This window comes from Xenorhabdus bakwenae, from assembly GCF_030272115.1.
GTDB lineage: Bacteria > Pseudomonadota > Gammaproteobacteria > Enterobacterales > Enterobacteriaceae > Xenorhabdus > Xenorhabdus bakwenae.
Window position 1 is genome coordinate 579,795 of sequence record NZ_CP119194.1, and the last position, 24,424, is coordinate 604,218.

Here is a 24,424-nt window from a genome sequence, read left to right on the forward strand (position 1 = left end):
CAAAATTTGATGGGTTTTGATAACTGGTTTTGATAATGTTTTGATAACCGTTTCCATTGTGATAATAAAACAACGGGAACCATTAAGCTCCCGTCATCTATTCAGTTAAGTAATTAATTACATATGTGAGATAATTGCATCACCGAATTCGCTACATTTCAGCAGCTTAGCACCTTCCATTAGACGCTCAAAATCGTAAGTTACGGTCTTGGCAGCAATGGAACCTTCAACACCTTTAACGATTAAGTCAGCAGCCTCGAACCATCCCATGTGGCGTAACATCATTTCAGCGGAAAGGATCACCGAACCCGGGTTGACCTTATCCTGGCCTGCATACTTAGGTGCGGTACCGTGTGTTGCTTCGAACAGTGCGCACTCGTCACCAATGTTTGCTCCTGGAGCGATACCGATGCCACCCACCTGTGCAGCCAAAGCATCAGAAATGTAGTCACCATTCAGGTTCATACAAGCGATAACATCATACTCTGCTGGCCGCAGCAGGATCTGTTGCAAGAAAGCATCTGCAATGACATCCTTGATGATGATATCTTTGCCATTTTTAGGATTCTTGATCTTAACCCACGGGCCACCATCCAACAATTCTCCGCCGAATTCAGTGCGAGCCAGTTCATAACCCCAGTCTTTGAAAGCACCTTCGGTGAATTTCATGATATTGCCTTTATGAACCAGAGTGACTGATTCACGGTCATTATCAATAGCATATTCAATCGCGGCACGTACTAAACGTTTAGTGCCTTCTTCTGAGCAAGGTTTTATACCGATACCACACTGTTGAGGGAAACGGATCTTATTAACACCCATTTCATCTTGCAGGAATTTAATCACTTTGTCCGCTTGCGCTGAACCTGCTTTCCACTCAATACCCGCGTAAATATCTTCCGCGTTTTCGCGGAAAATAACCATATCGGTTAATTCAGGCTGCTTAACAGGGCTTGGCGTACCTTGGTAGTAACGAACCGGACGCAGGCAGACATACAGATCCAATTGCTGACGCAGTGCTACATTCAGCGAACGGATACCACCACCTACTGGCGTTGTCAGAGGACCTTTGATAGCAACACGATATTCACGAATCAAATCTAGCGTTTCATCGGGTAACCAAACATCTTTACCATAGACATGCGTGGATTTTTCACCTGTGTAGATTTCCATCCAGGAAATTTTGCGCTCACCGCCATACGCTTTCTGAACCGCAGCATCAACAACTTTTAGCATGACCGGCGTAACATCAACACCAATGCCATCCCCTTCGATATAAGGGATAATCGGGTTATTCGGAACACTTAATTTACCTTTGACATCAATAGTAATTTTTTTACCTTCCGCTGGAACAACAACTTTGCTTTCCATTAACCTCTCCTTTCAAATAAGCGCAATGCCTTGTTAATTTTTTGTAAGGGACGTGTCAATACTACTTGAATATTCTGCAAACGCCAACGGTCACAGATTTTAAGGTATAATACGCACCCTTATTTTTAACGATGGCTTATCATGACAAATATCTCTTTTAAAAAACGCCAACTTAACCGATTCAGCCAGAGAAAAAATAACAGAGCTATAAAAAAAACAATTAGCCCTCGTCGGGTATTGATTTTGAACAAACCTTATGATGTCTTACCTCAATTCACCGATGCAATGGGCAGAGCAACGTTAAAAGATTTTATCCCGTTTCCTGATGTTTATGCCGCGGGTCGTCTGGATCGTGATAGTGAAGGTTTACTGGTGCTGACCAATGATGGCAAATTGCAAGCTAAACTGACCCAACCCGCTAAAAAAAGCGCTAAAGTTTACTATGTTCAGGTAGAAGGCATTCCTGATGAAACGGCCCTGAATAAACTGCGTAGCGGCGTTTTATTGAAAGATGGCCCAACCTTATCCGCTGGCGCTGAATTAGTCGAAGAGCCTGAGTGGCTTTGGGAGAGAATTCCCCCTATTCGGGAACGAAAAAGCATTCCGGTAAGTTGGCTTAAAATTACGTTATATGAAGGGCGCAATCGGCAGGTACGCAGAATGACTGCCCATGTGGGATACCCTACATTGCGCCTAATCCGTTTTAGTATGGGTTCGATACAATTAGACACATTATCCCCTGGAGAATGGAGAGAAATTAATCTTGTTTAGTCCACACGTCACGGTTGCCTGCATTGTTCATGCAGAAAATAAATTTTTGATTGTTGAAGAATTGATCAACGGCAAGCTCCTCTGGAACCAACCGGCAGGCCACCTTGAAGCGGATGAAACATTACTGGCTGCTGCTGAACGGGAACTGTGGGAAGAAACCGGAATTTGTGTACAACCACACGCATTTTTAAAATTGCACCAATGGGTTGCGCCGGACAGAACCCCATTTATCCGTTTTCTATTCCTGGTTGAAATGGAAAAAGTCATAGATACCAATCCACAAGATAACGATATCCATTGCTGCCATTGGTTAAGTGCAGAAGAAATCCTTAACAGTTCACAGTTACGCTCCCCTCTGGTCGCCGAAAGTCTTCTTTGCTACCTGGAGCACAAAACTTATCCACTCTCGATACTGGATTATTATGGTTCACCTTTCGCCAAATGAAGACGCTTGGTGCACCTTGGTTGCCAACGTGCTAAAGTATTGCGTTTGTTTTTTTCCGCAGTGAGATATATCCATGTCAGATAACAGCCAGAAAAAAGTCATTGTCGGCATGTCCGGCGGTGTTGATTCATCCGTTTCCGCCTACCTTCTGCAACAGCAGGGCTACCAGGTAGCTGGCCTGTTCATGAAAAACTGGGAAGAAGACGATAGTGAAGAGTATTGCTCGGCGGCTACCGATCTTGCCGATGCCCAGGCCGTTTGTGACAAACTGGGCATAGAACTGCATACCATTAATTTTGCAGCCGAGTATTGGGATAATGTATTCGAACATTTTCTGGCTGAATATCAAGCCGGCAGAACCCCAAACCCGGACATTCTTTGCAATAAAGAAATCAAATTTAAAGCATTTCTGGAGTTTGCCGCAGAGGATTTAGGGGCTGACTATATTGCAACTGGGCATTATGTCCGTCGTCGGGATGTGAACGGCATGAGCCAATTGCTCCGTGGCCTGGATGATAATAAAGATCAAAGCTATTTTTTATATACCTTAAGCCACCAGCAAGTTGCCAAGAGCCTGTTTCCGGTAGGGGAATTGGAAAAACCCGAAGTACGCCGCATTGCCGAAGAAATTGGCCTGGTCACCGCAAAGAAAAAAGATTCGACGGGCATCTGTTTTATTGGTGAGCGTAAGTTCCGTGATTTCCTTGGGCGCTATTTACCCGCCCAGCCCGGCCCGATAATGACGGTTGATGGACAGACCATCGGCCAACATACCGGCTTGATGTACCATACACTCGGTCAGCGCAAAGGACTGGGGATTGGGGGGACGAAAAACGGTAGTGAAGAACCCTGGTATGTCGTCGATAAAGATGTCGAAAATAACATACTGATTGTGGCCCAAGGCCATGAACATCCTCGTTTGATGTCGCTCGGTTTGATTGCCCGGCAACTGGATTGGGTGGATCGCCGACCACTGCAAGCAGAAATACGCTGTGTAGTCAAAACACGCTACCGTCAGCATGATATTCCCTGCACTGTCGTCCCTCTGGGCGAAGATAACATTGAGGTTCGTTTTGATAGCCCTGTTGCCGCTATCACCCCAGGTCAATCAGCCGTGTTTTATCAAGGTGAAGTTTGTCTCGGTGGTGGTGTGATCGAACAACGTATACAGGAGTAGTTGTGGCTAAAAATTATTACGATATTACACTGGCGCTGGCAGGTATCTGCCAGTCAGGCCGTCTGGTACAAAAACTTGCCCATGAAGGCCAGTGTGATACGGATGCTTTTGAAATCATGATCAACAGTGTCCTGAACATGAATCCAACCTCCACACTGGATGTCTTTGGCAATGATGCCTGCAACCTGCGTGTTGGCCTTGATGCCATGTTGGGTATGTTCAATGGTTCACATAGTGGCGTTTCTGCCGATCTTACCCGCTATATGCTGAGTTTGGTGGCACTGGAACGCCGCTTGAGTAAAAATCCGTCTGCCGTCAATCAATTGGCAAATCGCATTGAACAATTAGAACGTCAGCAAGCCTATTTTGAACCTATGTCAGAGGGAATGTTCAACGCCCTGGCTGGCATTTATGTCGATGTTATCAGCCCGTTGGGACCACGCATTCAAGTGACGGGTTCACCTGATGTATTACGTAATTCGTTGATTCAGGCAAAAGTCAGATCGGTGTTACTGGCCGGTATCCGTAGTGCCGTTTTATGGCAACAAGTTGGCGGTAGCCGCCTGCAAATCATGTTTTCTCGTCAACGTCTGATCCGACAGGCAAAAGAGATCCTTGCTAACGGTTAGATGGTAAAGACTGTCAGCGAAAAACTGTTAAATCTAAATTATTAAACATAAATCTGTTAAACATACATTGTTAAATAAAATCCGGGAGTTGCTACCAATGGAATTATCCTCACTGACCGCTGTTTCTCCAATTGATGGCCGCTACGGCGATAAAGCCAGCGCATTACGCGCTATTTTTAGTGAGTTCGGCTTACTAAAATTCCGTGTGCAAGTCGAAGTACGTTGGTTGCAAAAACTGGCTGCAACCACAGAAATCCGAGAAGTTCCTGCTTTTGACGCCCACGCAAACGCTTACCTTGATGAAATTATTGCAAATTTCAATGAGCAGGATGCACTGCGTATCAAAGAGATTGAACGCACAACCAACCACGATGTTAAGGCTGTTGAATACTTTCTGAAAGAGAAAGTCGCGCATATTCCTGCCCTGCATCAGGTTGCAGAATTTATTCATTTTGCCTGCACATCAGAAGATATTAATAACCTGTCACATGCCTTGATGCTTAAAACAGCCCGTGAGGAAGTTCTGCTGCCGCAATGGTGCCAAATAATCGATACCATCACACGCATGGCACATGATTATCGCGATCTGCCACTGCTATCGCGGACACACGGTCAACCTGCCACACCTTCCACGGTCGGCAAGGAATTTGCTAACGTGGCCTATCGTATGAAGCGCCAATTCCGTCAGCTTGAGCAGGCAGAAGTTCTGGGCAAAATCAACGGGGCGGTGGGTAACTATAATGCGCACTTATCCGCCTATCCACAAGTTGACTGGCATCAATTCAGTGAGTCATTTGTGACCTCTTTAGGTATTCAGTGGAACCCGTATACCACTCAGATTGAACCCCATGATTACATTGCAGAACTGTTTGATTGTGTGGCGCGTTTCAACACCATCCTAATCGATTTTGATCGCGATATCTGGGGTTACATCGCCTTGAACCATTTCAAGCAAAAAACCATGGCCGGGGAAATTGGTTCTTCTACCATGCCACATAAAGTCAATCCGATTGATTTCGAAAACTCAGAAGGCAACCTGGGCCTGGCAAATGCGGTTCTGGGGCATCTTGCCAGCAAACTGCCGGCTTCTCGCTGGCAGCGTGACCTGACAGATTCAACCGTATTGCGTAATCTGGGCGTTGGTCTGGGATATGCATTGATTGCTTATCAATCCACTATGAAGGGGTTGAATAAGCTGGAAGTCAATGAACAGCACTTACTGAATGAACTGGATTGCAATTGGGAAGTATTGGCAGAGCCTATCCAAACTGTTATGCGCCGTTATGGCATTGAAAAGCCCTATGAAAAACTGAAAGAACTGACTCGTGGTAAACGTGTTGATGCTGAAGGGATGAAAGCGTTTATTGATGGCCTTGAGCTTCCTGAAGTGGAAAAAGAGCGCCTCAAATCCATGACGCCAGCAAATTACATTGGATACGCTGCTTCGCTGGTTGACCAGTTAAAATAATCTGTATTTATCCCTACAAATGGGCGGGTTCTATTCCGCCCATGCGCAATTTTCGTGCTGCAATTTCCTGCTAACTGCGTAATCCCAGCAGACTCCCGATCGTCACGTAGCAACCTGAATGCTATGGAGTATATGAACTTATATAGAAGTTAAATAAATTGTATATTTATTTACTATTTCAACCTAACCATTTGTTTTTAAACGCACCAATCATTAATATACCAACAAAAGCTAAATTGTTACTATACTTAGTTTATTCATAATCATATACCTATAATTCTATTTAATTTTTATTGACGAAATTGGTTACTTAGCTATTTTAAATTTATTTGATAAACATTAATTACTGATTAGCATAAGGAATCATTATGCGGATATTGATCGTTGAAGATAATGCATTACTTCGCCATCACTTAACCGTGCAATTACGGGATATCGGACATCAAGTTGATGCTGCGGAGAATGCTAAAGAAGCAGATTATTATCTTAAAGAAAGTCACCCTGATATTGCTATCGTTGATTTAGGGTTACCGGGAGAAGATGGTCTTAGCATGTTACAGCGCTGGCGCAGTGAGCAAGTTAATTTACCTATCCTTGTTCTTACCGCTCGTGAGAGCTGGCAAGAAAAAGTCAACGTGCTAAACGCGGGTGCCGATGATTATGTTACTAAGCCCTTTCATCTGGAAGAAATTAATGCCCGCATACAGGCATTAATGCGACGTAATAGTGGTTTGGCATCACAATTAGTTGAGATATCACCATTTTTAATCAACCTCTCAAGAAAGGAGTTTTCTATCAATGAAACCAATATTAAGTTGACCGCCTTTGAATACATTATTATCGAGACCTTAATGCGCAATAATGGCAAAGTTGTCAGTAAAGAAACACTAATGCGCCAATTGTATCCGGACGCTGAATTACGCGAGAGTCACACAATTGATGTATTGATGGGGCGTTTGAGGAAAAAAATATTGAATGAATGGCCGGAAGAGGTCATTGTCACTGTTCGTGGTCAAGGGTATCGCTTCGATGTGAAGTCTTATAATGTTTAAGTTCTCTGAAAAACCTTTTTCTTTGAGAACACGGTTTCTCATGGCTACGGCTGCTATTATTCTTGCATTGACTCTATCATATGGCATTGTTGCTATCGCCGGATATTTAGTCAGCTTTGATAAAACAAGCTATTCCATACTCCGTAGCCAAAGTAATTTATTTTTCACATTAGCCAGATGGGAAAATAACAAGCTAGAAATCCTTGTTCCCAAAGATTTTTCCATGAATTACCGCGCATTAGCACTGATCTATGATAATGATGGAAATATTCTTTGGCGCCAGAATAATGTGTCTGAATTGGAAAAAATGATTGATCCTGACTGGCTGAAAAAAGAGGGCTTATATACACTAGAAGCGTATTTTAAAGAAAAAGGGGATTTTTTCTATAATCCAACGGCAAATCAAGATAATGCAAAAAAGGCAGAAAATAGTAAGGACGTGTTATTAACCTACTCAGTTGCTGTAAATATTTATCCTGCCACTGACAAACTGCCTGCCATGACCATTGTTATCATTGATACCATTCCACAAGATGTACAGGAATCAGCAAAAGTATGGGAATGGTTTGGGTATGTACTCATCGCTAACTTACTTCTCATCATTCCATTAATCTGGCTTGCTGCTGACTGGAGTCTTAGGCCAATAAAATCCGTAATTACCCAAATCAGTTCATTAGAAAATGGGGAAAGGAAAGAACTGGATGAGAATCCTCCTACTGAATTAAGAGGGCTGGTCAGAAACTTAAATAACTTGTTATCCAGTGAACGTAAACGTTATGCAAAATATCACACAACCCTCTCGGATTTGACGCATAGCCTGAAAACGCCCCTGGCGGTATTGCAGTCAACCCTGCGCTCTCTGCGCCCCCCTCAAAAGCTGACCATTGAACAAGCTGAACCCATTATGCTTGAACAAATTGACCGGATATCCCAACAAATCGGCTATTATCTACACAAAGCCAATATGCGCAGCGACCATAGCTTACTTCTGAGGCAGATTTCTTCTGTCCCCATCTTGCTCGATGGCCTAATCAGTGCCTTAACTAAGGTATATCAACATAAGGGCATCAAAATTATGCTCGATGTCTCTCCTGAAGTCACATGGCTGGGGGAAAAAAATGACTTCCTGGAAGTGATGGGAAACATTCTGGATAATGCTTGTAAATATTGCCTGAAATTGGTCAAAATCACCGCCACAATGGGAGGAAGTTCAGTCACTATTATTGTCGATGATGATGGATTAGGTGTCCTCCCTGAGCAGCGAGAAATGATTTTTCAGCGTGGCTTACGCGCCGATACGCTGCGATCAGGCCAGGGTCTTGGTTTGTCGATAGCGTCTGAAATTATCGAGCAATATGAAGGTGATATCAGTATTGATGATAGTCCACTTGGTGGCGCCAGGGTGAGCGTAATATTTCGTGCCCAAAACAATGCCCATCAAAACAATGCTCATCAAGACAATGCCCATCAAAATAATAACTCATCAACATAAAGCAGCGGCCAACACAATGCGTTCACCATGCGATAATGATTAGGTGTTTGCTAAGCATTTTCCATTGAATAACAATGCAATAAATACCAAACAAATTAACTGAGTTGCCACTTTGTTAATAAAGTGGCAACTCAAGACTTACTGTGTCTATATTGACAGTGAAGGTTGGTTTAGGTAATCCAGCACAACTTGATGATGATCACTGGTTTTGAATTGATTAAAAACGTGTTCAATCTCACCTTGTGGATTAATTAAGAAACTGATGCGATGAATGCCATCATAGGTTTTCCCCATGAACTGCTTTTCTCCCCACACACCAAACTGTTCGGCAACCTGGTGGTCAATATCAGAAAGCAGCGTGAAATTCAGCATGTCTTTTTCTACAAAGCGGGATAGTTTTTCAGGTGCATCTGGGCTGATACCCAAGACTTCAACATTGGCGTTTTTTAGCTCATCCATAGAATCACGTAAGCCACAGGCTTGAGTTGTGCAGCCCGGTGTCATTGCTTTGGGATAAAAATAAACTAAAACACGTTGACCTTTGAAGTCTGATAAATTAATGGGTTCGCCATCTTGGTCAGGAAGGCTGAATTGTGGTGCCTTGTCTCCGGCTTTCAATGGACTCATCACTTATTCTCCGGTTAATCGTTTTGATTTAAATGGTCTTGTACGATAATACTGCCTTGTGCATTTAATTCTGTACATAGATGATGAAAATTTTCTTTAAATATCGTGCCATTATCATCAACTGGGTTGTGACCAGTGATTTGGATTTGCAGACGAGCAGGGTGATTTTCTTCGGCTGGGTGAGTTTTTGATACCAGTTCCGCGATATTAAGATCCTGGGCTGTGAATAAACTGGTAAAGCGCTCAACAATTCCCGGTGAATCAACTACGTCTACCTTAACGGTGATGGTTGAAGGAAATTTTTTCTGGACACCGCAACGGGTACGCTTCATCACGATGAGTAATTCAAGTTCTGCGCCCTTTTGTGGCAAGGTGGATTCGATCAAAGTAATGGCATTCCAGCTACCCGATAGCAACATGATAAAAGTAAATTCTTCGCCAAACATAGCTAAACGGCTGTCTTCAATATTACAGCCACATGTGCTGACGAGGCGGGTAATGGTATTGACGATGCCGGGACGATCGGTACCGAGGGCGGTGATCACTAAAAAATGCTGTTCTGATGTTGGCAAAGCGGTTTTCCTTTAATTTTAGTTGGTGTTTGCTGTGTATGTTGTGTTTTAACATAAAAAATGATCAGGAGAAGGTCAATCGCCTTTATCAAGGGAACGAAATTATAATTTATGTTTAATCAGCTACACTTGATATTAACAAAATTCATTGAAATCGCGTGGTTAAAGAGTTTTCTTCTGTATAGCAAGAAAGTACCATGAACCTCTCATTTGCAGTTTTAGGTTTAACTAAGAGGAAATGGCAATGGTAGGCAATCATTCTGGTTTTACAGGCAGTATAGTTGCATTGATAACACCGATGGATTCAGCTGGCCGGATTGATAAGGCCAGTTTGAAAAAATTGATTGATTATCATATCGCCAGTGGTACATCTGCGATTGTGTCTGTTGGAACAACGGGCGAGTGTGCAACACTTAACCATGACGAACACGTTGATGTTGTACTGACAACCCTGGAAATGGCTGACGGGCGTATTCCGGTGATTGCCGGCACAGGGGCAAACGCGACAGCAGAAGCTATCTCTCTGACCAACCGTTTCGAAAACACGGGTGTTGTGGGTTGCCTGTCAGTCACACCTTATTATAATAGACCCTCACAGGAAGGTTTATATTTGCACTATAAGGCCATCGCTGAGAATACTGACTTACCACAAATTCTGTATAATGTGCCATCCCGTACCGGATGTGATTTATTGCCACCGACGGTCGCGCGTTTAGCAAAACTGAAAAATATTGTTGCGCTTAAGGAAGCGACAGGGAACTTAAGTCGTGTTAGTCAGATCCAAGCATTGGTTAGTGATGAAGATTTCATTCTTCTGAGTGGTGATGATGCAAGTTTTGTCGATTTCATGCAGCTTGGTGGCAAAGGGGTTATTTCTGTCACTGCAAATGTTGCCGCAGCGGAAATGGCGCAGTTGTGTGAATGGGTTGAGCAAGGTGAATTTTTGCAAGCTCGTGAACTGAACAGCAGACTGATGGAATTGCATCATCAATTATTTGTTGAACCTAGCCCGACGCCAGTTAAGTGGGCTTGCCGTCAATTGGGGTTGATTGCCGATGATACATTGCGTTTGCCAATGGTTCCGCTAACGCAGGAAGGGCAAATTCCAGTTGGTAGTGCCTTGAAAATAGCTGGATTACTGTAAAATTTTAGGGAATTTTAATGGCAACATTATTGCAAAAATCGAAGGTCATGAAGATTGCTGGACTGTCATTGGTCGTTTTTTTAGCTGCCTGCTCCAGTGATCAGCGCTATAAACGTCAGGTAAGCGGGGATCAAACCTATCTTGACACGCCTCCTCTGAAACTATTGAACATCCCTGCGGGAATGACATTACCACTGCAAAATGGTGAATATAATCTTCCGACAACGTCGGCAACGGGGGCTGTGGGTAAAGATTTGGATATACGTCCTCCATTGCAAGCGCTTGCATTGTTGACGGGTTCCCGCGTTGAAAATAGTGCTAACAGCAGTAAGTTGTTGTTTGAAAATACTCCTGAATACAGTAGCTTATGGTCTCAGGTAAATAATCTTCTGGCGGAAAAAGGGTATAAAATCAGCCAGAAAGATGATGCTGCACAAACCTTAACGACAGATTGGATTACATGGCACCGAGCGGATGAAAATGTTCCTTATCAGGGGCGTTACCGTATTTCAGTTTCCAAACAGGATTACCAAATAGCACTATCTGTTGCGAACGAAGGTTTGAAACAGGGAGAAAAGGAAATTACCGATCCGGTACAAATCCAGCGTTACAATGTTGTGATGCTGAATAAATTGGCAAGTGACTTAAGCCAGCAACAAGAAGCAGCGAGCCTGAGCGGTGCTAAAAACTCAGGTCCACTCTCTGTACAAAGCGGTAGTGATAATACCGGATTACCGCAAATTATCGTGCGTGCACCATACAACATAGTCTGGAACAGATTGCCATACGTGTTGGAAAACATCGGTATGAAAGTCACGGATCGTACTCGTTCTACCGGAGCGATAGAGGTGACTTATGAAGAACGTAGTTCTTCTGACTGGAAAGCGCTGGGAGTAGACGCGCCTTCCATCCTCGGAGGAAATTATAAGTTGCAGGTGGGTGATTTGGATAACCGAAGCAGCCTGCAATTTATCAGCGACAAAGGTAAGCCGCTGACTCAATCTGAAAATGATCAGATGGTGGCGGTGCTGGAAGCCGCGTTTAGCCAATCCAGGGATAAGTAATATACAAAAGGGGCCTAGGCCCCTTTTATATTTTGGATGTGTTTTTTGTTTAATTAGTTACGTTTAAAGACGTTATATTTCTGGAGTGTAAAATGCAGAAAAAAGCTGAGTTGTATCGTGGAAAGGCAAAAACAGTGTATGCCACTGACAATCCTGACTTACTTGTGCTGGAATTCCGTAATGATACATCAGCATTGGATGGTGAACGCATTGAACAGTTCGATCGCAAGGGAATGGTGAATAATAAATTTAATCATTTCATTATGAGTAAACTGGAAGACGCGGGCATTCCGACGCAAATGGAACAACGGTTGTCAGATAATGAATCCCTGGTGAAAAAACTGGATATGGTGCCTGTTGAGTGTGTTATTCGTAACCGTGCCGCAGGTTCCCTTGTTAAGCGTTTGGGAGTGGAAGAGGGAATGGTGCTTAATCCGCCACTGTTTGACCTGTTTCTGAAAAATGATGCCAAACACGATCCTATGGTTAATGAATCCTATTGTGAGACATTCGGCTGGGTGAGCAAAGAGCATTTAGCTGAGATGAAACGTCTGAGCTACAAGGCCAATGAAGTATTGAGCAAACTGTTTGATGATGCGGATTTGATTCTGGTGGATTTTAAGTTGGAATTTGGCTTGTTTAAGGGCAAGGTCATATTAGGGGATGAGTTTTCACCGGATGGTAGCCGCTTATGGGATAAACAGACGATGGATAAAATGGATAAAGATCGTTTTCGCCAAAGTCTCGGTGGCCTGATCGAAGCATATGAGGAAGTTGCACGCCGTATTGGCGTTATTTTGGATTAATGACGCAAACGATTACTTAAAAAATATAATGTAAAATAGGCAGGATGCTCCGATAACCAAAAGGGCATCCTGTCCCTGTCTTGCAGGTTGAATAAGTTTTAAAGCAGGGATTTGGTTATTTGCTTCCAGCCCTTTTGGTGCATACAGCCGTAATAAAATTCGCTTCTAGAACCCGCGTTGACATCCGTCACATAGCTTTCGACCATAGGAACATTTTGACTGTAGTAACCGTTTTTTCCACATTGCTCTTTATTGATACAAGGTTGCTGCACCATTTTCAGTGTTGATCTTTGGGCGACTTCATTTTTGACAGGAAATTGTTGTAATGCTGATAATCTGCATTCAACTTTTGCTTCACTAAAAGGAACAGGATTACTGGTTGCAGGAACCCACTGAGTGGTGCAACCCGCTAAAGAGAGACAGATTATCATGGAGGAGGTTAATTTTTTCATATTTATATCGCTTATACGAACGCATATTAGTTGCAAGGCACTTCTTACAACCTTTCTGCTTTACCTTAGTAAAAAGGCGTTGGTGTTTAAAAGGCTAATTATCAAGAAACAGGGGTTGTATCTTGATCTATATGGCTAATTATTTATCAATGTGATTGTTTAAGGCAAGGATGTTAACAAACTACCCATTGTTGCGCTATTACCCAAATTTGGGATGGTACTTGATGAATATTTTTGATTAAGTGCAAAAATTTTAAGTTATCCTCTTTTCCATGCCAGAATTTATGTTGCCTGGTTTAAAAATAGTCAAACATTGTTCTATCGGAGTTTACAGGAAATAAAAGCTCATGAGTCATATTGATCCTACTCTACTTATTTTACTCGTGCTTGCGGGGCTGGGCATCATCAGCCATAACATGACAGTGACACTTGCCATGTTATTTCTACTGGTAGTGCGTATCACGCCTTTGGATCAGTTTTTCCCTTGGGTGGAAAAGTACGGCTTGGCGATAGGTATCCTGATTCTGACTGTCGGCGTCATGGCACCTATCGCAAGTGGGAAAATCTCCGCTCAGGAAATTTTTAGCTCGTTCTTAAATTGGAAGTCCCTGCTGGCTATTGCTGTTGGTGTCCTTGTGTCATGGTTGGGAAGCCGTGGCGTGACTTTAATGTCTGGCCAGCCTTCTACCGTGGCTGGATTATTGGTCGGCACTGTATTGGGCGTGGCTCTATTTAAGGGGGTTCCGGTAGGCCCTCTGATTGCCGCTGGCATTTTATCACTGATGATTGGTAAATCGTGACCATGCCGGTAGCCATTTTAGCCATCAGATATTTCACATGTTATGCAGTTCATTTTATGGATAGTTCGCACTATGTATAGCGTATGGGCAATGTTGCAGGCACAAATGCAACAACAGGGACAGCGCCGTTTAGTTGTTTTGAGTGGTGATCCGCAATGGAGTGAATTGATTATCAATCAGCTAACAGAACAGTTTCAAGGGGATTGGCTAACGGTTTCAGCGCATGTAGCGGGGGCCATTGATCCCACAAAAGCCGTCAGCTTGCTTGGCCGTGAATTCTTACATGGTGTTTTTGATGCGACTCAAGGGCTTAATGCTGAGGCATTAGCGATACTGGCTGGCACATTAAAAGCGGGAAGCTGGTTGGTGATGCGCGTACCCGCCTGGTCACAATGGCCCGAACAGCCTGATGAAGATAGTTTGCGCTGGAGTGAATCGTCAGGCGTCATTTCGACGCCTCATTTTATTCGCCATATTCAGCAGCAAATCCGTGCCTTTCCTGAAGTATTATTATGGCGTCAGGAAATACCTTTTCAGATATCTCAGATACCACCATTGCCTGCAACCGGAGTCTGGCAGATGCCCGATGGCAACCCAACGGTAAGTCAGCAATCTCTTCTTGACGAACTGTTACAGGCCACACGAGGCGTTTGGGTGATCACCGCATCTCGGGGGCGGGGAAAGTCGGCGCTGGCAGGAATGTTAGTGCGATATTGGCAAGGAAAATGCTGGTTATGTGCTCCTGCCAAAATAACCACAGACGTTATTCGACGTTATTCCGCTATCTCAGGTTCGGCTGAACAGAAATTTTTGGAGCAAGAAACGCCGTTTTGGTCAGTAGACAATTTGTTGAAATATTGCCGGACGAAAAAAGGTCGACAAAAAAAATAAAAGCGATGCTGATTGGTTATTGATTGACGAAGCCGCAGCGATCCCAACGCCACAATTAGCAGAATTAATCCGCCATTTTCCACGAGTATTGTTGACTTCAACAGTCCAGGGTTATGAGGGAACAGGACGCGGTTTTTTGTTGAAATTGTGTGCCGAATTGCCTGACTGCCATATTCGTGAATTGAAAACGCCTATGCGCTGGGCTGAAAATGATCCATTGGAAGCGTGGCTGGATAGTGCTCTGTTATTCGATGATAAATCGCTCGTGTATGACACACGATTAAACTCAGAAGAATTGCATTTTCACCTGATATGTCAGCCTGAATGGTTACAACACCCGACATTATTATTGCGCCAATTTTATGGCTTATTAACCAGTGCACATTACCGGACATCTCCCCTTGATCTGCGGCGATTAATGGATGGTAACGGAATGACATTTTTGGCTGCCCTTTCGGGTTCTCCAGAACATCATCAATCATTGGTTGGCGCTTTGTGGATGGTGAACGAAGGTGGTTTGTCACAGACATTAGCACATGAGATCTGGGCAGGACGTCGGCGGCCAAGAGGCAATTTGGTGGCTCAATCCCTGGCGGCACATAGTGGTTTTCCGCAGGCTGCAACTTTACGATCACAGCGGATCAGCCGTATTGCTGTACAAGCTCAATATCGCCGTCGTGGTATCGCACGACATTTGATCATTCAACAATGTCAGGCAGCCAGTCAACAAAAGCTGGATTTCCTCTCTGTTAGTTTTGGTTATACCGCTGATTTATGGGGTCTTTGGCAAAAATGTGGTTTTCGCCTGGTAAGAATGGGCACTCACCGGGAAGCGAGTAGTGGTTGTTATACCGCGATGGCTGTTTTGCCTTTGAGTGAGCAGGGAGAGCGATTTGCTCAATCCGCACAACAGCGATTATCCAGAGATGCCAAAGGATTAGGATCGTTACTTGGCTTTACCTTGCCAGTTGAGCATGATGGTGACGAACAGATCAATGACAGTGACTGGCAGGAATTGGCTGGGTTTGCCTTTGCTCATCGTCCTCTGTCAGCCTCTTATTTTGCATTACAGAGAATACTGTTGAAGAGCAATTTGGCCTTGCCTGCGTTGAGAAAGCATCTTCAACAGCGGCTAAGTATCGAACAATGTGTCAGTGAATTATCGCTGAATGGCCGTAAGGTTCTGTTAAAACTCTGGCGTGAAGAGGCGGCTGAGGCATTGGCAAGCATCGACAAAATACTTGCCAGCCACTGGAGAGATTGGGTTATTTCTTGCGATCCCGCTGTGGCCAATCATCCTCATCATCCCATTGATCATTAAGATCCCGGTGCGGGGGCAATTCGGGTTTGTTATCTAAGAAAGATTTCTTATCGACGCGACTCAGTGCTTTTACTGCGTTAACAATAATGCCGACGAGCACTAACAGAACAATCCACCAATAATCTATCAACCAATGCATGGTATTTTCCTCAGAATGTTTAGAGCCTCTTCCGTGAGGCTCAGGAGCCTAATGTGTGAAGCAGCTATTTTGCTGATCTGTTATTTTCCTGATTTATATACCCATCCAACGTCAGGATGCGTGTTATATTTCCCTGCTGCGCGGGGAAATATAAGGTCTCGCGTCGTCTTGCGGAGTGCAACTTGAAGTTTATCGAGTATCGTTTTTTTAATCTATTATCCTGATGTATTTTTCAAATATATAGGATAGATTGGTTTTTAACCAGTTTATGCCGGCAATATCACGATCTTCCCAGGCATTTAATAGAACGTGTTCATCGAATAAATTTTCGGCTTCATGGGATAATGGCCAGTAGCTGATATGCCACGGTTCATAAGCGATACCTGCATCGTGGCGCGTAAAGGGACGGTAGAAATCATACTGAGACATGTTTTCTGTCAACCAATGGGTTAATGGCTCAAAGTATCCGCCGTTTTCATACTCCCACGGTTCTAGCTGCAATTTTTTACCTTCTGGTAGCAGAAAGGGATCATAAATATCCAGCTCTGTCCCCCAATGATGGCGGCTTGCTCCTGGCAAAGCTGACCAGCGAAGAATGGCTTTACAGCGTTCTCCTTCATCCATTTTCGAGATATCAAGAGGCTGGCTATTTTCATCTAATACTGGACGCTGACCACAGAATTTTTCATTCCAGATAGTTTGCTGGCGAGTGAAATCACGGAACGAACTGGCAGGTTGTAGCTTAAAACCTGCTTTGGCCGCTTCTTTCTGCATGGCAAGAAACGCTTTGGTGGCATTAAACTGCAAACGGTGATTGCCGGTAAGAGTGATCAGGTGATCAGTGGACAGGCCGGTCAACGCTTCAGGTGTCATCATTTGATTAATTGCTCCATGATACGTTGATAAATCAGGCTCAATTTTTGTAAATCAGTCACTTTGACACATTCATTGGTTTTATGGATGGTGGCATTAATTGGTCCCAACTCCACGACCTGAGTCCCCATCTTAGCGATAAAACGTCCATCTGATGTACCGCCACTGGTTGATAGCTCTGGTTTATATCCACAATAGTGCTCAATGGATTCAACTACAGTGTCAACAAGAACCCCCTTGCACGTCAGAAAAGGCTGACCTGATAACCACCAGTCAATCTCATATTTTAGATGATGCTTTTTCAGCATATCTTCAACCTGTTGGCGGATCTCGCTGTCTGTCAGTTCAGTGCTGAAACGGAAATTAAATTGCACCCACAATTTACCAGGAATAATGTTATTACTGCCGGTTCCCGCCTGAATATTGGCGATTTGCATACTTGTGGACGGGAAAAATTCATTACCGTTATCCCACTGAGTATTGACGAGTTCTTGCAGGAAAGGTATTGAACGATGGATCGGGTTATCTGCCAACTGTGGATAGGCAACATGTCCTTGGGTGCCAAAGAGAGTTAAGCTGGCGGTTAGTGACCCCCGTCGCCCGTTTTTGATCATATCCCCAAGGCAGTTCTGGCTGGATGGCTCTCCGACCAGGCAATAATCCAGACGTTCGTGGCGAGAGATTAACGTTTCAACGACCTTGACGGTACCATTGGTGGCTTTGGCCTCTTCGTCGGAGGTGATCAGAAAAGCCAGACGGCCTTTATGCGCAGGATTTTCTGCGACAAAACGTTCAGCAGCAACAACCATTGCAGCCAGAGAGCTTTTCATATCTGCGGCACCACGGCCATACAGCATTCCATCACGGATAGAAGGTTCGAAGGGCGGCGTTTGCCATTGTGAGATATCGCCGGCAGGAACAACATCGGTGTGCCCGGCAAGGGCTAAAGTGACTCCGCTTCCGCGATAAGCCCAAAAATTCAGGGTATCGCCAAAAGGCATTGGTTCGATTGTAAAACCAATGTCTTGCAGGCGCTGGATAAGCAGTTCCTGACAACCTTGATCATCTGGACTGACAGAAGGACGTTTGATTAACTGTTGAGCAAGTTCAATTACCGGACAGATCATGGTGCTCTCCTTATCTAGTCATGCGAGAAAAATTGTTGATACTGCTCTGCCTTGAAACCGAGTAAATACTTTTCTGTTCCTTCGCTTTTTGAACTTTCTGAGCCTGAAACCAAGAGAGGGCGTTTTATGATTGAAGGGTGTTCCAGCATGAGTGCCTTAGCCGCTTCTGCATTGTTAATAGCTGCTTTTTGCTCGTCGGGCAATTTGCGCCACGTTGTACCGCGGGTATTCAGGAGAGATCCCCAGCCAACTTGCTCAATAAATGCTTGAAGTAGCTCAGGGGATAGACCATCAACCCGATAGTCATGGAATTGATAAGGTATTTTTTGATCTTCTAACCAACGACGTGCTTTTTTTATGGTATCGCAGTTTTTGATGCCGTAGAGAATGGATATTTTGTGAGAAAGGGTATCCGGATACAAAGAGGTATTTGACATGATGAGAGCCTTAGTTTTGTCTTGTTCAACATATCCGACATAATGCGGGAAATTGGCTATTTTATCCAGATAACGCGTTTTTGCGCAGACTTTCTGTCTGCTTTTTCCTGGCATTGACGTTACGGGTGTTCAAATTATCGACAAAAATAGATTGCCTGCATTTCAAGTAATAAATTTATAGATAATATCCTTGATTATTATATGCAAAATTAATTTGTTCCTAATTAATTTATAATTCTTGATAACTCACAATTTCCCCATTGGTAAAAATGAGGGAAATTGTGTTTTGTATTGGGGCGTTAAGCAACAAGCCAATGTTAAATGAACTCTGTTTTTCTGTGTTTCAGATAGATGATAGTGGCTTCGAGACGGGAACGTGATTTAAGTTTTTTCAATAAGTTACGGGTATGAACTTTCACCGTTTCTTCTGAAATAAAAAGAAAATCAGCAATTTCTTTATTTGTCATTCCTTCTGCTATTTCTTTTAAAACATCTAATTCACGTTTGGTTAATTTTGATAACGGATCAACATAAAGATGGCGAGTGGATAAATATTGATGGACGTTTTCACTGAACACCGCATGACCATCTATGGCTTTTTTTATGTTGTTCAATAGAGAGGTCAGCTCGATATCTTTTAATAAATAACCATTCGCACCAGCATCAACTGCATCGTAAATATCACTTCTGTGATCTGAATCAGAAAGTACCAGGATATAGGAATCAAGCCCTTTGCGGCGGAGAGATTTAATCGTATCAATTCCTGAAAGACCATTGATTTTCAAATCTATCAGAATAATGTCAGGCTTTATTTGGCAAGCGATATTAATTGCGTCTTCGCCATTGCCAGTTTCGGCTGTCACAATGAGTTCTCGTTCTAATTCAATCAACCCTTTTAAGCCGTGACGAATGATAGGATGATCATCCACTATCATGACTGAATGATTATGCATATTCTTTCTCCCATATAGAAATGCAACTTTATGTTTAATAAAACATAAAAGACAGGTTTCTGCTTTATGTTAAATCGCTGTGTGATTTTTATGGAGTATATTGAATCATCATTAATGAGATTCTGAAAATATATCCTGATATAAAAATAGAAATGGCGCAAACAGGTTTAACCACTCAGATGAAATTCACTTTCATAAGAAAATGTGTTTCCTTAATTGCTAATAATTTTCCAAATAAATTTGGATGAATATTTTATAGATTAATTTTTGTTTTTGTAAACTTATTTTAAATGTTAATTTTAAAATTCATCTTTAATTAATTTATCAGGTTATTAATTGAAGATAAAATACCCCTATATAGGTATCATTAAGAGAGTATCTATATAATATTGATTAACGTAACGTCATCATTTGTTTGTTTTTGCACCTTGATTTTAAAGATTATGAACAAAATGCTACTGATATCATGATTTAACCTTCTGTAACTATTATACTGAAACGGTTTTCACTAAGACATGACGCGTAAAGGATCTGATGATGGATGAAAAATTAAAACAAAGTGCTCTTGATTTTCATGAGTTCCCACAACCTGGAAAAATTACGGTTACACCAACCAAGCCATTGGCAACGCAACGTGATTTGGCGTTGGCATACTCACCGGGGGTTGCTGCACCGTGTCTTGAAATAGCAGAAGATCCTTTGGCGGCTTATAAATATACTGCACGTGGCAATCTTGTTGCGGTTATTTCTAACGGCAGCGCTGTCTTAGGGCTGGGTAATATCGGTGCATTAGCCGGTAAACCTGTTATGGAAGGGAAGGGCGTTTTATTTAAGAAATTCTCTGGTATTGATGTTTTTGACATCGAAGTGGATGAATCCAATCCTGATAAATTGATTGATATCATCGCCGCGCTGGAACCCACTTTTGGTGGTATCAACCTGGAAGATATTAAAGCACCGGAGTGTTTCTACATTGAGCAGAAACTCCGTGAGCGCATGAAAATTCCTGTATTCCACGATGATCAACATGGCACAGCCATTATCTGTACCGCAGCCGTGCTGAATGGATTGCGGGTCGTTAATAAAGACATTGGCAAGGTGCGCATGGTGGTATCGGGGGCGGGTGCTGCCTCAATTGCCTGTATGAACCTGCTGGTAGCATTGGGTTTGAAACGTGAAAATATTGTCGTCTGTGACTCAAAAGGGGTTATTTATCGTGGCCGCGAAGAGAACATGGAAAAGACCAAGGCGGATTATGCCATTGAGGATCATGGCAGCCGTACATTGGCAGATGTGATCCCTGATGCTGATATTTTCCTCGGCTGTTCCGGGCCGGGCGTATTGACCCAAGACATGGTGAAAACCATGGCAAAAAATCCGCTCATTATGGCATTAGCCAATCCAGAGCCAGAAATTTTGCCACCATTGGCAAAAGCAGTACGTCCCGATGCCATTATTTGTACTGGCCGTTCTGATTTTCCTAATCAGGTGAATAACGTTCTTTGCTTCCCGTTTATTTTCCGTGGCGCATTGGATGTGGGGGCCACAACCATCAATGAAGAGATGAAACTTGCCTGTGTGCATGCCATTGCTGATCTTGCACTGGCTGAACAAAGTCAGGAAGTGGCTTCTGCTTATGGCGATCAAGACCTGTTCTTTGGTCCCGATTACATCATTCCGAAACCGTTTGATCCTCGCTTGATTGTAAAAATTGCACCGGCTGTAGCGAAAGCGGCGATGGACTCCGGTGTGGCAACCCGACCTATTACCGATTTCGGGGCATATATTGAGAAACTCAATGAGTTTGTCTATAAGACCAACTTATTTATGAAACCCATCTTTTCCCAAGCCAAAAAAGAGAAGAAACGGATTGTATTGGCAGAAGGGGAAGATGTTCGCGTACTACATGCGACCCAAGAACTTGTCTCACTTGGGCTGGCATTTCCTGTCCTGATTGGCCGCCCTGGCGTCATTGAAATGCGGATTAAAAAGCAAGGGCTGCATATTGAAGCGGGTAAAGATTTTGAAGTGGTGAACAATGAAAATGATCCACGTTTCAAAGAATATTGGCAGGAATATTATCAAATGATGAAACGCCGTGGTGTTTCGCAAGAGCAAGCACGTCGTGCAGTGATTGGTAACCCAACGCTGATAGGTACAATTATGGTGCACCGTGGTGAAGCAGATGGCCTGATTTGTGGCACTGTTGGCAGCTACAGCGAACATTATCAGGTCGTAAAAGATGTCTTTGGTTTTCGCCCGGGAGTGCATACCGCAGGTGCCATGAACGCCTTAATGTTACCGATGGGAAATACATTTATTGCCGATACTTATGTTAATGAAGATCCAAGCCCAGAAGAGTTGGCAGAAATCACACTGATGGCGGCTGAAACGGTTCGCCGTTTTGGTATTGAACCTAAAGTGGCCTTGCTATCACGCTCAAGTTTTGGCGCTTCTGAATGTGATTCTGCGCAAAAAATGCGTAAGACATTGGCATTGGTTCAGCAAATGGCACCAACACTTGAAATTGATGGTGAAATGCACGGTGATGCTGCGCTGGTGGAAAGTATCCGCCGCGATATTATGCCGGACAGCCCGCTCAAGGGTTCAGCAAATCTGTTAATTATGCCGAATATGGAAGCGGCTCGTATCAGCTATAACTTGCTGCGTGTGACTAGTTCAGAGGGGGTAACTGTTGGCCCGGTTTTGATGGGGGTTGCGAAGCCGGTTCATATCCTGACACCGATTGCTTCTGTACGTCGTATCGTGAATATGGTGGCGTTGGCGGCGGTTGAAGCACAAACAGATCCACTATAAAAATAACTCGCCATTCTAACCGTGGTTTGGAATAAATCGGTGAATTACCCTGTTAGGTTTATGCCTGACAGGGTTTTTTAATTTGTAAATAATTCTCATTATCTATAATATGCGGGCAATTTTTTGATGATTAATTTTTTTAATGACTGACAGTTATGCAAACATCTACCCGTATAAAATCGACTTTTTTAACCGGTTCTCTCCTGCTTGGTGGTTGTTTTCTCGCAGGTTGTACCGCAGTTCTAAACAACGCTCAAAATAGCGCTCAGGCAGCGCTGCAAACTCTCCCCGGCGAGTTGATGCGATCGGGTGTGGTGCTTGATATGAAAACAGGCAAAGCGATCACGCCAGATCAACTGCGGGAGCAATTGGCAAATTATCCTCGCGTCATTGTTGGTGAAAAACATGACAATCCTTACCATCACCAAATCGAGTTATGGTTAGTGCAACAACTTGGGAAAAAGCGTCCCCAGGGTTCCGTATTACTGGAAATGATTAATCCAAACCAGCAAGAAAAAGTGAATAAAGTGAAAAGTTGGTTGCAGAGTAATCCGATCGTCAGGGAAGAGCGGATCCAGAATTTATTGGCATGGCAACAGGGCTGGCCGTGGAAATGGTATGGTGATTTGGTTATGGAACTGATGAGGGCGCCTTATCCTCTGCTGGCAGCAAATTTGGATCGCAGTGAAGTTGAACAAGCGTATAGAAATCATGATGTAGAAGATAAAAATTCCTTGGTTTCTGATGAGGTCAAAAAGCTGATTGAAGCCACGATTAGCCATTCCCATGGCGGAAAGATAGAGCCACAACTGCTTTCTGGCATGACTAAGATTCAGCAAATGCGGGATCAACGGATGGCAGAGCAGCTAATGAAGGCTCCATCACCTGCCTTACTGTTTGCCGGGGGATACCACGCGGTAAAAACTATGGGGGTTCCTCAGCACGTCAAAAAAATAGCGCCAAATGAAAAAATAGCTGTCTTTGTCATCGCGGAAGAGGGCGTTTCGTTAGATAACGAATATGCTGATTTTGTCTGGTTTACACCTAAAGTAAGCGAAAATATAACCCAATAAGAGTAAGTGTCACAAGGAAGTGACTAATTAACAAATAAAAATAGTTTTCATTTATATATTGAATTGATTATCATTCATCTCCATTTATCATTGACATAATGTGCTATAAGAGATGTTGACGTACATCACGTATCAAAATGCTCACACGGGTCATGTGACAAAATCCTTCCTCGCTGCGATCGCACTTCATGCCTTGTTCGTAGGATGGCTGGTTTACAAACCAAAGGATGTGGATCTTGAGGAGCTTCTTCCTCCGCCGGCGGTGATGGTGGAATTGTCAACGCAGACAGAAGCGCTACAAAAAATACAAAAACAGCCGATTGGCATTGAACAGCAGCTATCCGTTGCCAGTAAGCAGCAGGAGAGCAAAATTGACGAAATAAACATGCCCAAATTGGATGTAAATGAAAACGCCCTGCTTTTGGTGGATAAGCAGAAGAAAAAAAGAAAAAACAAGATGCACCGAAGAAAACTCAGCCTGTTAAGCGCGTGAAAGCAAAAGAGCAGGAAAGCGAAAAATCCCACAGTAGTGCCGCGCCAGCAACCAGCAATACGACGGCCGATAATGTGACCGCTCGTACCGCGGCATCCTACGAAAGCAATTCTGATGCTATTGCTGATGCCAAAGCCGTTTGGCAGGCAGAGGTAGCCGGGCACTTAAACCGCTATAAAAAATACCCAGAAGATGCCCAGAGAAGAAGACGAACAGGGCGTCCGATGGTGAAATTTATGGTTAACCCATTGGGTGTCGTAATGAACAGCGAACTCACTCGACGTTCAGGGACTAATTCACTGGACAGGGAAGCAAGGATGGTGTTGGAAAGGGCACAGCCTTTGCCTAAGCCACCTGAAGTTATTTTAACTAATGGTAGTGTTACGGTTGAACTGCCGATAGATTTTTATTTATCTCAATAAAAATACAG

General features: G+C 43.5%; 24 protein-coding genes and 1 pseudogene. 16 read left to right on the top strand and 9 right to left on the bottom strand.

Translation table 11 applies throughout. The annotated features are described in order from the left end of the window. Window positions 1-117: 117 nt before the first annotated feature. Window positions 118-1,371, bottom strand: coding sequence for an NADP-dependent isocitrate dehydrogenase (icd, locus tag PXH59_RS03475; protein WP_285810369.1), 1,254 nt, complete (start codon window positions 1,369-1,371; stop codon window positions 118-120). A 141-nt stretch (window positions 1,372-1,512) separates the two neighbouring features. Between icd and rluE the strand changes: the two genes are divergently transcribed. From rluE to phoQ, 7 genes are all read left to right on the top strand, one after another. Then, on the top strand, window positions 1,513-2,142 hold the full coding sequence (gene rluE, locus PXH59_RS03480) for a 23S rRNA pseudouridine(2457) synthase RluE (protein ID WP_047767998.1): 630 nt from the start codon (window positions 1,513-1,515) through the stop codon (window positions 2,140-2,142). Continuing rightward, complete coding sequence (locus tag PXH59_RS03485) at window positions 2,135-2,587, top strand: NUDIX hydrolase (protein WP_285810371.1); 453 nt, start codon at window positions 2,135-2,137, stop codon at window positions 2,585-2,587. Before rluE ends, PXH59_RS03485 begins: the two co-directional genes overlap by 8 nt. A 73-nt stretch (window positions 2,588-2,660) precedes the next feature. Continuing rightward, window positions 2,661-3,764 carry a tRNA 2-thiouridine(34) synthase MnmA gene (gene mnmA / locus PXH59_RS03490; protein WP_047767995.1) on the top strand — a complete coding sequence of 368 codons (1,104 nt, stop codon included), beginning with the start codon at window positions 2,661-2,663 and terminating at the stop codon, window positions 3,762-3,764. Between the two features lie 2 nt (window positions 3,765-3,766). After that, window positions 3,767-4,393 (top strand): high frequency lysogenization protein HflD, encoded by a 627-nt coding sequence (hflD, locus tag PXH59_RS03495; protein WP_047767994.1) that lies wholly within the window; start codon window positions 3,767-3,769, stop codon window positions 4,391-4,393. Window positions 4,394-4,490: 97 nt separating this feature from the next. After that, window positions 4,491-5,861 (top strand): adenylosuccinate lyase, encoded by a 1,371-nt coding sequence (gene purB, locus PXH59_RS03500; protein ID WP_285810372.1) that lies wholly within the window; start codon window positions 4,491-4,493, stop codon window positions 5,859-5,861. Window positions 5,862-6,229: 368 nt separating this feature from the next. Continuing rightward, a complete protein-coding gene (gene phoP / locus PXH59_RS03505) occupies window positions 6,230-6,913 on the top strand; it encodes a two-component system response regulator PhoP (protein ID WP_047767992.1) in 684 nt (227 codons plus the stop codon). After that, window positions 6,906-8,405 (top strand): two-component system sensor histidine kinase PhoQ, encoded by a 1,500-nt coding sequence (gene phoQ, locus PXH59_RS03510; protein ID WP_285810374.1) that lies wholly within the window; start codon window positions 6,906-6,908, stop codon window positions 8,403-8,405. The genes phoP and phoQ overlap by 8 nt, the downstream gene beginning before the upstream one ends. 147 nt (window positions 8,406-8,552) lie before the next feature. On the opposite strand, the gene bcp is transcribed toward phoQ, so the two are convergent. Together bcp and PXH59_RS03520 are read right to left on the bottom strand one after the other, a co-directional pair. Continuing rightward, a complete protein-coding gene (bcp, locus tag PXH59_RS03515) occupies window positions 8,553-9,032 on the bottom strand; it encodes a thioredoxin-dependent thiol peroxidase (protein WP_047767988.1) in 480 nt (159 codons plus the stop codon). 14 nt (window positions 9,033-9,046) lie between these two features. Next, window positions 9,047-9,604, bottom strand: a complete 558-nt coding sequence (locus tag PXH59_RS03520) for a glycine cleavage system transcriptional repressor (RefSeq protein WP_285810377.1) — start codon at window positions 9,602-9,604, stop codon at window positions 9,047-9,049. 244 nt (window positions 9,605-9,848) lie between these two features. Here PXH59_RS03520 and dapA point away from each other — a divergent pair, with 244 nt between their 5' ends. From dapA to purC, 3 genes are all read left to right on the top strand, one after another. Continuing rightward, window positions 9,849-10,748 (top strand): 4-hydroxy-tetrahydrodipicolinate synthase, encoded by a 900-nt coding sequence (dapA, locus tag PXH59_RS03525; RefSeq protein ID WP_285810378.1) that lies wholly within the window; start codon window positions 9,849-9,851, stop codon window positions 10,746-10,748. A gap of 17 nt (window positions 10,749-10,765) precedes the next feature. Then, entirely contained in the window at window positions 10,766-11,812 is a 1,047-nt protein-coding gene (gene bamC / locus PXH59_RS03530; RefSeq protein WP_285810379.1) for an outer membrane protein assembly factor BamC, read from the top strand. A gap of 92 nt (window positions 11,813-11,904) precedes the next feature. Beyond that, complete coding sequence (gene purC, locus PXH59_RS03535; RefSeq protein WP_047767981.1) at window positions 11,905-12,618, top strand: phosphoribosylaminoimidazolesuccinocarboxamide synthase; 714 nt, start codon at window positions 11,905-11,907, stop codon at window positions 12,616-12,618. A gap of 98 nt (window positions 12,619-12,716) precedes the next feature. On the opposite strand, the gene PXH59_RS03540 is transcribed toward purC, so the two are convergent. Next, entirely contained in the window at window positions 12,717-13,070 is a 354-nt protein-coding gene (locus PXH59_RS03540) for a hypothetical protein (protein ID WP_285810381.1), read from the bottom strand. 347 nt (window positions 13,071-13,417) lie between these two features. Here PXH59_RS03540 and PXH59_RS03545 point away from each other — a divergent pair, with 347 nt between their 5' ends. Together PXH59_RS03545 and PXH59_RS03550 are read left to right on the top strand one after the other, a co-directional pair. After that, a complete protein-coding gene (locus tag PXH59_RS03545; RefSeq protein ID WP_047767979.1) occupies window positions 13,418-13,870 on the top strand; it encodes a DUF441 domain-containing protein in 453 nt (150 codons plus the stop codon). A 72-nt stretch (window positions 13,871-13,942) separates the two neighbouring features. Then, window positions 13,943-16,082: pseudogene (locus PXH59_RS03550) on the top strand (tRNA(Met) cytidine acetyltransferase TmcA). Here PXH59_RS03550 and PXH59_RS03555 read toward each other — a convergent pair. The 5 genes from PXH59_RS03555 to PXH59_RS03575 all read right to left on the bottom strand — a co-directional run bounded on the left by PXH59_RS03555 (window position 16,027) and on the right by PXH59_RS03575 (window position 19,611). After that, window positions 16,027-16,221: a YpfN family protein gene (locus PXH59_RS03555; protein WP_072059750.1), complete on the bottom strand. Its 195-nt coding sequence runs from the start codon at window positions 16,219-16,221 to the stop codon at window positions 16,027-16,029. The pseudogene PXH59_RS03550 and the gene PXH59_RS03555 sit on opposite strands and share 56 nt — an antisense overlap. Before the next feature lie 207 nt (window positions 16,222-16,428). Then, complete coding sequence (locus PXH59_RS03560) at window positions 16,429-17,097, bottom strand: M15 family metallopeptidase (RefSeq protein ID WP_285810383.1); 669 nt, start codon at window positions 17,095-17,097, stop codon at window positions 16,429-16,431. Then, window positions 17,094-18,221: a succinyl-diaminopimelate desuccinylase gene (dapE, locus tag PXH59_RS03565; RefSeq protein WP_047767973.1), complete on the bottom strand. Its 1,128-nt coding sequence runs from the start codon at window positions 18,219-18,221 to the stop codon at window positions 17,094-17,096. The genes PXH59_RS03560 and dapE overlap by 4 nt, the downstream gene beginning before the upstream one ends. 14 nt (window positions 18,222-18,235) lie before the next feature. Further along, on the bottom strand, window positions 18,236-18,658 hold the full coding sequence (locus tag PXH59_RS03570; RefSeq protein ID WP_285810386.1) for an ArsC family reductase: 423 nt from the start codon (window positions 18,656-18,658) through the stop codon (window positions 18,236-18,238). 317 nt (window positions 18,659-18,975) lie between these two features. Beyond that, the gene (locus PXH59_RS03575) at window positions 18,976-19,611 is read right to left on the bottom strand and encodes a response regulator (protein ID WP_047767971.1); all 636 of its coding nucleotides are present in this window, start codon (window positions 19,609-19,611) and stop codon (window positions 18,976-18,978) included. A 537-nt stretch (window positions 19,612-20,148) separates the two neighbouring features. Here PXH59_RS03575 and maeB point away from each other — a divergent pair. The 4 genes from maeB (at window position 20,149) to PXH59_RS03595 (ending at window position 24,416) form a co-directional block, all read left to right on the top strand. After that, the gene (gene maeB / locus PXH59_RS03580; protein WP_285811618.1) at window positions 20,149-22,428 is read left to right on the top strand and encodes an NADP-dependent oxaloacetate-decarboxylating malate dehydrogenase; all 2,280 of its coding nucleotides are present in this window, start codon (window positions 20,149-20,151) and stop codon (window positions 22,426-22,428) included. A gap of 155 nt (window positions 22,429-22,583) precedes the next feature. Then, on the top strand, window positions 22,584-23,501 hold the full coding sequence (locus PXH59_RS03585) for a ChaN family lipoprotein (RefSeq protein WP_047767968.1): 918 nt from the start codon (window positions 22,584-22,586) through the stop codon (window positions 23,499-23,501). 112 nt (window positions 23,502-23,613) lie between these two features. After that, window positions 23,614-23,994, top strand: a complete 381-nt coding sequence (locus PXH59_RS03590) for a hypothetical protein (RefSeq protein WP_285810389.1) — start codon at window positions 23,614-23,616, stop codon at window positions 23,992-23,994. Next, entirely contained in the window at window positions 23,991-24,416 is a 426-nt protein-coding gene (locus PXH59_RS03595) for an energy transducer TonB family protein (protein WP_285810390.1), read from the top strand. Before PXH59_RS03590 ends, PXH59_RS03595 begins: the two co-directional genes overlap by 4 nt. Window positions 24,417-24,424 lie beyond the last annotated feature (8 nt).